Genomic DNA, 12,566 nt, shown 5'->3' on the forward strand with positions numbered 1-12,566 from the left:
GAATAAATAGTTCAAATTGATTGACATATTTTTGAATAAGTGGTTATATTATATGTGGCTTAAATGGACATACTAATGATAATTTACAGATATGAAATGAGGTAGCTAGATGTATAAAAAGAATGTAAGGTTCTTTTTTGCTTTGTTCATGGGCAAACTGGCAAGAACCATGCAGAGAATGTTGAAGATGAACGCAAGTTATTTTCCGGGAAAGCTGGCAGTCAAGCTTTGTCCGGATTTCATGGGATGTATAGATAAACCGAAAACGATCATAACAGTAACAGGAACCAACGGCAAGACAACAGTATGTAATATGATCATAGATATTTTGGAGGCAAATGGCTATGACGTTTTGAACAACCGTGCTGGTTCTAATGTGAATGCTGGAGTAGCGAGTTCATTGATCGCAGGAAGTACTCTGACAGGAAAGGCAAAGAAAGAATATGCAGTATTTGAAGTCGATGAAAGAAGTTCAAAGCTGATCTATCCATATGTAAAGCCAACATATGCGGTATGTACGAACCTGTTCCGTGATTCCATTCAGAGAAATGCAAACCCGGAGTTTATTTTTAACTTTATCAATAATAATATGCCAAAAGAATCACATCTGATCTTAAATGCGGATGATCTGATTAGTTCAAATCTTGGATCGGAAAATGAAAAAACATACTTTTCAATCAACAGACTTCCATCTGACCGGGAGGAATGTATTAATCTGATCAATGATATGCGGATCTGTCCAAAGTGTCATCATAAATTAAAATATAACTATGTCCGGTATCATCATATTGGAAAAGCTGTCTGTGAGTTCTGTGGATATACGTCACCGGAAGGCGATTATAAGGCAGATGTTGATTATGAGAACAAAGTAATAACAGTTACACATAATGAGAGCAGGGAACAGTATCCGATGATCAGTAACAGTACATTTAATCTGTACAATGAGTTGACTGCAGTTACCGCTCTTCGTGAATTTGGTTTGACAGGTGAGCAGATCCGGAACGCGATCCAGAATCTTAATATTGTGGAATCGAGATATTCCAGAAGTACAGTGGATGGGATCACGATAGTGACCAATATGGCAAAAGGACAGAATCCAATTGCATGTTCCTGTGTATTTGATTATGTGTCTAAGGAACCGGGAAATAAAGAGGTCATTCTTTTGCTGGAAGATATATTTGACCGGAAAAATTCATCTGAAAATATGACATGGATCTTTGATACGGATTTTGAGTTCTTAAATCAGCCGAATATTACGAACATCGTAATAGGTGGTCTGCGGACGAAAGATTATAAGCTCCGTTTAATGATGGCCGGGGTTCCGGAAGAAAAGATCAAAGAGACAACGGATGAAGCAGGTGCATATAAATCCCTGAATCTGGATGGAACAGACAGTGTATACATTCTTCATGATATTCATGAAAATGATACAGCGCTTGTACTTCGGGATAATCTGAAACAATATTTGAAGGAAAGAGAGGCATAACAAATGGGAACAGATATTATAATAGAAGTTCTATATGGAGAATTTGCCAATCTTTTCGGTGAATTACAGAACGTAAATTATTTAAAAGACTGTATGCCGGAGGCAACAGTTATTTATACCGGCTTATATGATAAACCGGCATTTACAGAGGGCAGGGCAAACCTTGTATATATGGGAGCAATGACAGAGAATCAGCAGGAATTGGCGATTCAGGCATTGAAACCATATAAGAAAGAACTGGAAGAGCAAATCGAGGCTGGAACAGTATTTCTCTTTACCGGGAATGCAGTCGAGATCGTTGAACAGTACATTGAGAATGAAGATGGAAGTCGAATAGAAGGACTTGGTATTTTTAATACCTATGCAAAGAGAGATATGATGCATAGATATCATTCTCTTGTATTTGGACAGTATGAAGATATAAAGCTGGTTGGTTTTAAAGCGCAGTTCAGTCATTCTTATGGAGATAATTCAAAGGATTATTTCTATGATGTGATTCGCGGGGATGGTTTTCATCCGGGAATAAAACAAGAAGGTTTGAAGAGAAAGAATTTCTTTGCAACATATACAGTTGGACCATTTCTTATTATGAATCCGTTGTTTGTGAAATATCTGATGCAATTACTTGGTATAAAAGAACCGGTTCTTGCGTATGAATCCGTTATTATGGAAGCATACAGACAGCGTTTGGAAGAGTTTGAAGATGAAAAATTAAAATATCAGTAAGAGAATATAAAGGAAAAACTTCCGGATATGACCTTGTATTGTAAAACAGAGGTTCCTATCCGGAAGTTTTTATTTTACAAAGTTATCAGGAGAGTTGGCGTTTTTGCTATATAAGTATATTAACAAATATTCACTTGACAAAAAACAGGTAACATGAAACTATGGATGTAGGATTTTTTGTTACAGGAAGGAATGGGAGGTTACTTAATATGGATATAAATAATACACCGCCAAATTTTGGAGAACAGCCGAATTATAATAATGTACCGCCAAACTATAATAATGTGCCACCAAACTTTGGAGGACAGCCAAACTATAATAATGTGCCACCAAACTTTGGAGGACAGCCAAACTATAATAATGTGCCACCAAACTTTGGAGGACAGCCAAACTATAATAATGTACCACCGAATTTTGGAGGACAATCAAACTATAATAATGTGCCGCCAAATTTTGGATGGCAGTCAAATTACGATTATAAGCCGAGAAGATCAAGACCGGGGGTATCGCCCGAACGGTTTGAGATTTTTGGCGGTTTTGCGTTTGGTTATGCCATGATCTACAGTGTGCTGATGTACCGGAATTATGCAAGTATCTGTGCTGTATTCATGGCAGTTATGACCGTTTTGTTTATGAGTTTCAGTATCATGCGCCATGAGAAGAATCTGCCGGTAAATGACGGAGAATCGTTATCTTTTGGGAAACTTTTTGGAAAGCAGACGAAGCTGATTCCGCATTATGCAGGTATCCTTTTGCTTGGGGTATCAGTTTGCAGGACCGATGATTCATTTTTGATCGTTTTGGATCATCTTTGCATTTTATTCCTTGTGTGTGCAGGGCTTCTCCGGTATTTTGATGATCTTAAAAACATGGGATTTGTCGAATATGGTCTTACGGTTATCGAGAAGATGGCAGAGCCGTTTACCTGTTTTGACCGTTTTTTCTCAGACTACAGACAATATAACAGAGAACATGAAAATGCAAGAAAACGTGCGAAATTTGTCTATATTCTGATCGGTGTTGTCGTTGCGATTCCGTTGCTGTTCGTAATGATCAGCCTGCTTTCCAGTGCAGATCAGATCTTTGGAGATGCAGTTGAAACATTACTTGGAAATATTTTCCTATCATGGGATGCAATCTGGTTTCTTGTATTTGCATTTGCGGCGTTATTATTTACATATGGTATCATTGTGTCAGCACCGTTTGGAAGCAGATATCACAGACAGACAAAAGAAGGAACACATGAACCGATCATTGCGATCACGGCAATGGGACTGCTTACCCTGGTGTATCTGTTGTTTTCAGTGATCCAGATCCTATATCTGTTTACAAATAATATGTCACTGCCGGATGATATGACTTATGCGGAATATGCCAGACAGGGATTCTTCCAGCTTATGTTCGTATCGGTGCTGAATGTGATACTGGTGCTGATCTGTCATGCAATCTTTCGTAAAAGCACAGTGCTTAATATCGTACTGACTATTATGTCAGCCTGTACCTACGTGATGATCGCATCTTCGGCACTTCGTATGACAATGTATATCAAAGCATATGATCTTACTTATATGAGAATACTGGTGTTTGCAGCACTGGCTGTTCTTGCTGTGGTACTTGCAGGAGTGATCGTCAGAATCTATATTGACCATTTCCCTCTGGTACGTTATTCGATGTTTGTGATCGTTACTGTATATATCATCGTATCGTTCCTTCGTCCGGCTTATCTGGTTGCCAGATATAATCTGGAAAATCAGGATCCGAAGGATGTGGATTTCCGGTATGTGACGTCACTTGGTGCAGATGGAGCGGAAGAAGTATATGAGTTCATTGTAGATAACTATATGACGGGACAGGATGATGATTACTACGAGTACGATAACTACCAATACGACGATTATTATAACAAATATAATAATTATAAGGATATCAAGGGATTCTCGTATAACAGAATGGAATGGTATTTTAATGGAATTCGGGATACCTATAAAGAAAAAGGTGCGATCCGTGGATTTAACTTTTCAAGGAACAAGGCAGAGAAGTATGCAAAACGTTTCTTTAAATGGTACGGGAAAGAAGAATAAAGTGCGTTAAATTAAGATTAAAATACGTTGCACCTATTGTAAAAAAATGGGAAATAGTATAAAATAAAACTAAATTTGGGGCATACAGATGAGAGGTCAGAATGCCGCCGGATAAAAGATGATTTTATGGAGGTAGTAGAAAAATGAAAAAAGCAACAAAGAGATTATTAGCTGCATTTTTAGCCCTTGCAATGGTATTCACATTATTAGCAGTACCTGCAACAAGCATGAAGGATGTCAGCGCTGCAACCAGTAAGACTGTGTATATTAACCCGTATAGTGACAGAGTCGTTTCCTATAAGCCGGGACGTGTGACTCAGGCATCCGGTGTTATCAGTATCATGGGATGTACAAAGGCATCTCAGATCAAAAAGTTAAAATGTTCAAACAAGAACATGAAAGTATCAGCCAAAGATGGATATATTCGTGTAGACTATGGAAAGAAAGCTGGTAAGGCAACTATTACATGTACAGTAAAGGGTGTTAAGCTGAAAACTACATTTACTGTAAAGAAATATACCAATCCTGTAAGTTCAATCAAGATTGGAAGCAAGAATTATACATCAAGCTTTGCAAAGAATACTTACACCTATACTTCAAAGAAAGTATCAAAGAAGACACTGAGCGTAAAGGCTAAAAAGGGATGGACCATTAAGTCAGTCAGCGTATATAATGGTGGAAGCAAATATTATAATGTAAATAAATCCAGTTATTCCAAGAAGATTACATTAAGTAAGAAATATTCAGATGTGATCGTTGTTATGTACCAGAAGAGTACAGGACTTACAGAGTCTTTAATGGTAACATACAGATAATTAAAACATAGAATTAATGAAAAGGTGTTGATATATATATCAGAACAGATTATATGTCAGCACCTTTTTGTTGTGCCTGTTTATAAGGTGTGGTATACTTTACATAGCGATTTGGTAAAATATATCATGTGGTTTTAAAAACCATATTTGCCATAAAATGGTAATGGAGGATGTTAAAATGAATGATTATGTTATATTGACAGATTCATCCTGTGATCTGCCGGATGATATCGTGAAGAAATATCAACTGGAGATCTTACAGCTTGATTTTATTGTTGAGGGCGAGGGAAGTTTTCATAATGATCAGGCAGATATTGAGAAAGTATATAGCAAATTAAGGAATGGGGCAAATATCAAGACTTCTGCAGCAAATATCTCGCAGGCATCGGAGGCCATAGAAGCATTATTTAATCAGAAGAAAGATATCTTATATCTGGGCTTTTCATCCGGACTTAGTTCTACTTATCAGACCGTGTATATGGCCGGTCAGGAATTGATGGAGGAGTATCCGGAACGAAAGATGATCAGTGTTGATACCCTTGCGGCATCTATGGGACAGGGACTTCTGGTATATAAGGCATGTCAGGCAAAAGATGCAGGAAAAAGTCTGAAGGAGAATGCACAGTATATAGAAGATATCAAGTTAAAGCTATGCCATTGGTTTACAGTAGACGATCTTTTCTTCTTAAAAAGAGGAGGCCGTATATCAGGTGTGACAGCAACAGTTGGCACAATGCTGTCGATCAAGCCGATCCTGCATGTGGATGACGAGGGACATCTGATCAATGTAAGTAAGGTCAGAGGAAGAAAAGCAGCGATCACAGAGCTTGCAAACCGGATGGAGAAGCTGGCGGTACATCCGGAAGATCAGGATATTTTTATCAGTCATGGTGATTGTATAGAAGATGCAGAGAAACTTGCTTCCATTATTAAAGAGCGGTTCGGAAATGACAGGATCACGATATCCTATGTTGGTCCGGTGATCGGAGCACACTCAGGTCCCGGAACACTGGCATTGTTCTTCCTTGGAGAACACAGATAAATAGCTTCTTACAGAATAAGGATAGACAGGTCAAAGGCTGAATAAATAAAAAAATAATTGAGAATCATTCCTAATAACTATTGACATTTATCAAAAATTGTGTAAAATAGAATCATAGAAATTGATAACGTTTCTCAATAAGAATAATAATAGCATAAAGCAAAGGAGATTTTAATTATGGCAAAGTTTGTATGTAGTGTATGTGGATATGTATATGAAGGAGAAGAAGCTCCTGCACAGTGCCCTGTATGTAAGGCACCTGCTGAGAAGTTTATCAAACAGGGTGATGATAAGACATGGGCATCTGAGCATGTTGTAGGTGTAGCACAGGGTGCACCGGAAGATATCATGGAAGATTTAAGAGCAAACTTCCAGGGCGAATGTTCAGAAGTTGGTATGTACCTTGCAATGGCTCGTGTAGCATTCAGAGAAGGCTATCCTGAGATTGGTAACTACTGGGAGAAAGCAGCTTATGAAGAAGCAGAGCATGCAGCTAAGTTTGCAGAGCTTCTTGGTGAAGTAGTTACAGATTCAACAAAGAAGAATCTTGAGATGAGAGTAGAAGCAGAGCATGGTGCAACTGCCGGTAAGACAGATCTTGCAAAACGTGCAAAAGCACTGAATCTGGATGCAATCCATGATACTGTTCATGAGATGGCAAGGGATGAGGCAAGACATGGAAAGGCATTTGAAGGTCTCTTAAAGAGATATTTCGGTTAATCATTCTATGAATGATGGTGCAAGAACCGCACAACTCAATAATTAAGAAGTAAATATATAATACACTCTAATAAAAATCCGGCTGACAGGAATTTCCCATCAGTCGGATTTTGTGTTAGTCTTTTAATTTAAAAGATGAAGTTCCATTGTCATCAAAGGTGTCAGGATCTAAGCCGCTTGTGGTTGCTTCAGATGTATTGTTATCTGAAAATGGAGTCGTTGGCTCCTGTGCATTGGGATCGGCATAGCCTGAATTCATGCTAGTGTTCATATCAGGAGTTGTTGGATTGCCATATGCACCGGTATATGGTTCTGGCTGGATATCCGGACCGTATACAGTGTTCTTGTGACGGATAATACCTAATATAATGAGCAGGATACCAAGACCGAGAACTACAAGACCAATAATGATAGATGTACGGCATCCCTCTTTTGTCATGATCTTAATATAGTATGGAAGCATATAAGAATCCAGTGTAGCTTTTTCTGTGGAGGTAAGAGTGATATCATAGGCAGATTCATACATATCGTAGATATAATTTCTCATATATCCCATAATCTCACTGTCTGATTTGCATAATTTGCCGATGTAGTGTAATGTACCCGGATCTGCACCTGACTGGGACCAGGTGTAATCGGATAAAGCTTCAAGCTCAGACTTTTTTGATTCAGCAATATTCAGTCCAATGTAGTATTCGTTGTCTTTAAGTGCACTTATCAGATAATACTGGTCTGTTGTTCTTTTGAATACATAATTTGTAGTTTCAACATTCTCACAGAAAGAATAAAAAGCATAGTCAACATCAATCTCTACATATTTTCCGGCATCCAGATCCTTTTCAGATGCGGTATTCAGATTGAGCAGATCCCCATTCAGTTTGCTGTAATCCCGGATTCCCTGAAAGGCAAATACGATCCCGATGATTATCAATATAATGCCTGGAATCAGGAGATCGGAAAATTTCTTCGTCCTCTTATTTTTGTTAAACATATAATGTCCTCCCATTTTTGTTTTTGTGAGCAAAACTCTTCTTTTTGTAGTACAATAGAATACAAGTTACGCTCTTTTGAAATTTTATCAAATCTGCCATTTTTCGACAATGTGAAATCTGCTGAAAAAAAGCAGCTATTATAAAGGTATACGGGATGTTTGAATATTATTTTTTGGATAATTTGACCAGAGTAAATTATTTTAGAAAAACACGGGAGAAGAAATGGCAAGATGAAAGAACAGTAAGGTAAAAGAATAAAGAATGAGTCGAATGAACATATCAGAAAAGGATTTAGACAGAGATGCAGAAGAATAATTCAACAAATAAAGAAAAATCCACAAATGCAAATAAAGCTAAAACTTCAGGCGGATCAAGAACAACAAATAGAAAAGCAAATAAAAATACAGACAGATCGGCAAACAGTAAGTTCTCATCAGGAAAAAGAAAGCAGAATACAGCAGAAAGTAAAAAAAAGTTTCTTTATATAATTCCGGTTATCATATGGATGGTATTTATATTCTATATGTCAGGAAAGACCGGACAGGAATCCTCCGGACAGAGTGGGAAAATCAGTTTGTTTATAACAAATCTCTTGGAAAAGGTACGGCAGGATTCACCGCAGGAGATGCAGAAGCTACAGGATATTCTGGAGCTTGTTATAAGAAAGACTGCACATATGACAGAATATGCGATCCTGTTCTTACTTTCATATCTGGCAACGGTGAAGATATCCATGAGCCAGAGCAGATTCTATAACAGAAGCATAGCTGTCTTAATTTCGTTATTATATGCATGTTCGGATGAGATGCATCAGTTATTGGTTCCGGGCAGGAGCGGAAAAATGATCGATGTCGGGATCGATATGGCAGGAGTGTTGATTGTTCTAATATGTATGATTCTGTCTAAGAATACGAAATGGAAGATCATTTGTGGAGTACTTTTGGGAGTGCTGTTGGTTGCAGCATTTGTCGCTCTGCTATTTGTCCCGTTTTGAAAAACTGACGCAGGACTTCGATCATTTCCGTGTGCAGCGGTTTACTTCATGCTGAAAAAATGATATATTAATGAATATATGTTATGCCAAAAGGAGCCGGAGAAATGACATTAGAGGAAGTTAGAAAGCAGATCGACGTGGTTGATAAGCAGATCAAGTCGCTGTTTAAGGAACGAATGATACTTGCAGATCAAGTCGCAAGGGTAAAGGCGGAATCAGAGGATGCTATATATAAGCCGGATCGGGAAGAAGCGATCATAACGAAGCTGACCGGGGATGTAGACGACAGCATCAAGAAAGAATATACGGCACTGATCAAGCGTATTATGGAGGTCAGCAGAAAGTATCAGTATGGGAGAACATTAGAACTTCGTAATTGTCTGAATGTATCGTTTGTGACGGAGGAACCGAAGGTAAAGAAGCTTGCCATGCTGAAGCATGAACTTTACATATGTCAGGGCTATTCCAGAGATCTGGTAAATACGGTCAGTGATTATGAACAGGTCATGGAGCTGATCCGAAAGGATGAAGCAGATGCCGGAATGGGTATATTTGAGGATATCAGCTATGGCGTATCGGATTCCCTGCATGAAGCACTTGCCATGAATGATCTCTATATTTACAGGTGTGATGAGGTGTTGGACGAGGGACACCGGAAGAAGGTCGTTACATTCGGGAAACAACTGGTAGTTTTGCCGGAGCATAACCGGTTAAAGATCGTATTTGTATGCAAGAATAAGAGCGGAAGTCTGGCGAGTGTATTATCGATGATATCCGATTATGGCGTGAATCTGACCGAGATCCATTCGGTGCCGTTCCGCGGAGGAGAATGGAATTATCGGTTTTATGTCGAGTTAAACGGAAACCTGCTTCAGAAAGAGATCCAGGCACTTGTATTCCAGTTGATAAATGAAACAGAGACATTTAAGATACTTGGAAGCTATTATTGTGAACAATAAATTTTTATATATAAGGGAGAAAAGACATGATAGACAAATTAGTAAAAAAAATCAAAGAGACAAAGGCACCGATCGTTGTTGGACTGGATCCGATGCTTTCCTATGTGCCGGAATATATAAAGAAGACAGCATTTGATGAATATGGTGAGACTTTAGAGGGCGCAGCGGAAGCCATCTGGCAGTACAATAAGGGTATTGTGGACGCAGTTCATGATCTGATCCCTGCTGTTAAGCCGCAGATTGCTATGTATGAGCAGTTTGGTATCGAGGGCTTAAAGGTATTCCAGAAGACGGTTGATTATTGTAAGTCAAAGGATCTGGTTGTGATCGCAGATATTAAAAGAGGCGATATCGGATCAACATCTGCAGCATATGCAGTCGGACATCTTGGAAAGGTTGCGGTCGGAAGTAAGACATATTCCGTATTTGGTGAAGATTTTGCAACTGTAAATCCATATCTTGGTACCGATGGAATCAAGCCTTTTGTAGATGTATGTAAGGAAGAGAAGAAGGGAATCTTTGTACTGGTCAAGACATCAAATCCTTCATCCGGTGAATTCCAGGATCGTCTGATCGATGGTAAGCCGTTATATGAGCTGGTTGGCGCTATGGTTAATGAATGGGGCAAAGATACGATCGGTGAGAGCGGTTACAGCAGTGTCGGTGCTGTTGTAGGAGCAACGTATCCAGAGATGGGTAAGGTACTTCGTAAGATCATGCCGAAGTCATTTATTCTTGTTCCGGGCTACGGAGCACAGGGCGGTAAGGCTGCTGATCTGGTACATTATTTCAATGAAGACGGACTTGGTGCGATCGTAAATTCATCCAGAGGGATCATTGCAGCATACAAGCAGGAGAAATATGCTTCATTTGGTGAAGCAAATTATGCAGATGCTTCCCGTCAGGCTGTTGTTGATATGATCGAAGATATCAACAGCGTATTATAAATATCGGATTTATCAGAAAAACAGTATGCAGTACACGATGCGTGGTGATAGTGGAGGCGTACAGATCATATGCAAGAGATCACGGGAGGACATAGATACATGGGAAAAGTAAAGATAACAGCAGAGGTTGTGAGCCAGACCTGTATAGCAACAGATATATATAGTCTGATCCTGAAAGCAGGGGAGATTGTATCGCAGGCGGTTGCAGGTCAGTTTGTTTCTGTATATTCAAAGGATGGAAGCCGCATGCTTCCAAGACCGATCAGTTTATGTGGAATTGATAAAGAAGCAGGTACGCTTCGTCTGGTATATCGTATCGCTGGAAAGGGAACAAATGAGTTCTCAAAATTACAGGCAGGAGATACGGTTGATATTCTTGGTCCGCTTGGAAATGGCTTTATGAAGGAGTCTGGAAAAGCAATTCTGATCGGTGGAGGAATCGGAATTCCACCGATGCTGCAGCTCGCAAAAGAGCTGGACTGTGAGAAGTCCATCGTACTTGGATACCGGGATGAGCTTTTCTTAAATGAAGAATTTGAACCATATGGTAGTGTGTATCTGTCTTCCGAAGATGGAATGCATGGAACAAAGGGAAATGTAATAGATGCGATCAAAGCATGTGCGGTAACCGGTGATATCATATATGCCTGTGGCCCGACTCCGATGCTTCGGGGAATCAAACAGTATGCGGCAGAGCAGAATATCCGTTGTGAGATTTCATTGGAAGAAAAGATGGCATGTGGTGTAGGCGCCTGTCTTGCCTGTGTCTGTCAGACAAAGAATGTGGATGAGCATTCAAAGGTACACAATGCAAGGATTTGTGCAGATGGTCCTGTCTTTTATGCTGAGGAGGTGGAACTGTAATGAGTAAAGTAAATATGGCGGTAAACATCGCAGGAGTAGAATGGAAGAATCCAATTACAGTTGCATCCGGTACATTTGGTTCAGGTATGGAGTATTCGGAATTTGTCGATCTGAACCGTCTGGGAGCAGTTACGACAAAGGGTGTGGCAAATGTTCCGTGGCCGGGCAATCCGACACCCAGAATTGCAGAGACATATGGCGGAATGATGAATGCCATCGGACTTCAAAATCCGGGTATTGATACTTTTATAAAAAGAGATCTTCCGTTCCTTGCAAAATATGATACAAAAGTGATCGTAAATGTATGCGGAAAGTCAAAGGAAGATTATATAGATGTCGTAGAACGGCTGGCAGATACAGATATTGATATGCTTGAGATGAATGTATCCTGCCCGAATGTAAAAGAGGGAGGAATTGCATTTGGTCAGAAGCCGGAAGCTCTTTATGATATAACACAGGCAGTAAAGAAGGTTGCAAAGCAGCCGGTGATCATGAAGCTCAGTCCGAATGTTACAGATATTACTGAGATGGCAAGAGCTGCGGAAGCAGGTGGAGCAGATGCACTGTCACTTATTAATACACTTACAGGCATGAAGATTGATGTTAAGCGTCGTACATTTGCTGTAAAGAATAAGACTGCCGGTGTATCAGGTCCTGCGATCCATCCGATCGCAGTACGGATGGTGTATCAGGTTGCAAATGCTGTCAAGCTTCCGATCATAGGCATGGGTGGTATCGCTACGACTGAGGATGCTCTTGAAATGATTCTGGCAGGTGCATCGGCAATCGCAGTTGGTACAGCAAACTTCAATAATCCATATGCAACAGTGGAGATTGCAGATGGAATTGAAAAATATCTGATCGAGAATCAGATTGATGATATAAATGAGTTAATTGGGTGTGTAAAATAAAAGATATTGGGTTATCTGCTTTACAGGAT

General features: G+C 39.5%; 12 protein-coding genes. 11 read left to right on the forward strand and 1 reads right to left on the reverse strand.

What is annotated here, in order from left to right:
* The first annotated feature begins 109 nt into the window (after window positions 1-109).
* From DWW85_RS03040 to DWW85_RS03065, 6 genes are all read left to right on the forward strand, one after another.
* On the forward strand, window positions 110-1,486 hold the full coding sequence (locus DWW85_RS03040) for a Mur ligase family protein (protein ID WP_021944162.1): 1,377 nt from the start codon (window positions 110-112) through the stop codon (window positions 1,484-1,486).
* 3 nt (window positions 1,487-1,489) lie between these two features.
* Entirely contained in the window at window positions 1,490-2,212 is a 723-nt protein-coding gene (locus DWW85_RS03045; protein WP_117807476.1) for a hypothetical protein, read from the forward strand.
* Between the two features lie 209 nt (window positions 2,213-2,421).
* A complete protein-coding gene (locus DWW85_RS03050) occupies window positions 2,422-4,293 on the forward strand; it encodes a DUF4173 domain-containing protein (RefSeq protein WP_181986489.1) in 1,872 nt (623 codons plus the stop codon).
* Window positions 4,294-4,436: 143 nt separating this feature from the next.
* The gene (locus DWW85_RS03055; RefSeq protein ID WP_117807478.1) at window positions 4,437-5,108 is read left to right on the forward strand and encodes a hypothetical protein; all 672 of its coding nucleotides are present in this window, start codon (window positions 4,437-4,439) and stop codon (window positions 5,106-5,108) included.
* Window positions 5,109-5,286: 178 nt separating this feature from the next.
* Entirely contained in the window at window positions 5,287-6,150 is an 864-nt protein-coding gene (locus DWW85_RS03060) for a DegV family protein (RefSeq protein WP_117807479.1), read from the forward strand.
* 177 nt (window positions 6,151-6,327) lie between these two features.
* Window positions 6,328-6,870 (forward strand): NADH peroxidase, encoded by a 543-nt coding sequence (locus tag DWW85_RS03065; protein ID WP_117807480.1) that lies wholly within the window; start codon window positions 6,328-6,330, stop codon window positions 6,868-6,870.
* A gap of 115 nt (window positions 6,871-6,985) precedes the next feature.
* Here DWW85_RS03065 and DWW85_RS03070 read toward each other — a convergent pair whose 3' ends face one another.
* Window positions 6,986-7,861 carry a DUF6709 family protein gene (locus DWW85_RS03070; protein ID WP_117807481.1) on the reverse strand — a complete coding sequence of 292 codons (876 nt, stop codon included), beginning with the start codon at window positions 7,859-7,861 and terminating at the stop codon, window positions 6,986-6,988.
* Window positions 7,862-8,163: 302 nt separating this feature from the next.
* On the opposite strand from DWW85_RS03070, the gene DWW85_RS03075 reads away from it, so the two are divergent.
* The 5 genes from DWW85_RS03075 (at window position 8,164) to DWW85_RS03095 (ending at window position 12,537) form a co-directional block, all read left to right on the forward strand.
* Window positions 8,164-8,856, forward strand: a complete 693-nt coding sequence (locus tag DWW85_RS03075) for a VanZ family protein (RefSeq protein WP_117807482.1) — start codon at window positions 8,164-8,166, stop codon at window positions 8,854-8,856.
* An 83-nt stretch (window positions 8,857-8,939) separates the two neighbouring features.
* Window positions 8,940-9,815 (forward strand): chorismate mutase, encoded by an 876-nt coding sequence (locus DWW85_RS03080; protein ID WP_242996009.1) that lies wholly within the window; start codon window positions 8,940-8,942, stop codon window positions 9,813-9,815.
* Window positions 9,816-9,841: 26 nt separating this feature from the next.
* Window positions 9,842-10,762 (forward strand): orotidine-5'-phosphate decarboxylase, encoded by a 921-nt coding sequence (pyrF, locus tag DWW85_RS03085; RefSeq protein ID WP_008400628.1) that lies wholly within the window; start codon window positions 9,842-9,844, stop codon window positions 10,760-10,762.
* A gap of 99 nt (window positions 10,763-10,861) precedes the next feature.
* Window positions 10,862-11,626, forward strand: a complete 765-nt coding sequence (locus DWW85_RS03090; RefSeq protein ID WP_117807484.1) for a dihydroorotate dehydrogenase electron transfer subunit — start codon at window positions 10,862-10,864, stop codon at window positions 11,624-11,626.
* Entirely contained in the window at window positions 11,626-12,537 is a 912-nt protein-coding gene (locus DWW85_RS03095; protein WP_117807485.1) for a dihydroorotate dehydrogenase, read from the forward strand. The genes DWW85_RS03090 and DWW85_RS03095 overlap by 1 nt, the downstream gene beginning before the upstream one ends.
* The last annotated feature ends 29 nt before the right edge of the window (window positions 12,538-12,566 follow it).

This window comes from Clostridium sp. AF17-21AC, assembly GCF_003461365.1.
GTDB lineage: Bacteria > Bacillota > Clostridia > Lachnospirales > Lachnospiraceae > Coprococcus > Coprococcus ammoniilyticus.

Coding starts and splice junctions, on each gene's coding strand:
- DWW85_RS03040 (WP_021944162.1), top strand. CDS start 110: ATGTATAAAAAGAATGTAAGGTTCTTTTTTGCTTTGTTCATGGGCAAA.
- DWW85_RS03045 (WP_117807476.1), top strand. CDS start 1,490: ATGGGAACAGATATTATAATAGAAGTTCTATATGGAGAATTTGCCAAT.
- DWW85_RS03050 (WP_181986489.1), top strand. CDS start 2,422: ATGGATATAAATAATACACCGCCAAATTTTGGAGAACAGCCGAATTAT.
- DWW85_RS03055 (WP_117807478.1), top strand. CDS start 4,437: ATGAAAAAAGCAACAAAGAGATTATTAGCTGCATTTTTAGCCCTTGCA.
- DWW85_RS03060 (WP_117807479.1), top strand. CDS start 5,287: ATGAATGATTATGTTATATTGACAGATTCATCCTGTGATCTGCCGGAT.
- DWW85_RS03065 (WP_117807480.1), top strand. CDS start 6,328: ATGGCAAAGTTTGTATGTAGTGTATGTGGATATGTATATGAAGGAGAA.
- DWW85_RS03070 (WP_117807481.1), bottom strand. CDS start 7,861: ATGTTTAACAAAAATAAGAGGACGAAGAAATTTTCCGATCTCCTGATT.
- DWW85_RS03075 (WP_117807482.1), top strand. CDS start 8,164: ATGCAGAAGAATAATTCAACAAATAAAGAAAAATCCACAAATGCAAAT.
- DWW85_RS03080 (WP_242996009.1), top strand. CDS start 8,940: ATGCCAAAAGGAGCCGGAGAAATGACATTAGAGGAAGTTAGAAAGCAG.
- pyrF (WP_008400628.1), top strand. CDS start 9,842: ATGATAGACAAATTAGTAAAAAAAATCAAAGAGACAAAGGCACCGATC.
- DWW85_RS03090 (WP_117807484.1), top strand. CDS start 10,862: ATGGGAAAAGTAAAGATAACAGCAGAGGTTGTGAGCCAGACCTGTATA.
- DWW85_RS03095 (WP_117807485.1), top strand. CDS start 11,626: ATGAGTAAAGTAAATATGGCGGTAAACATCGCAGGAGTAGAATGGAAG.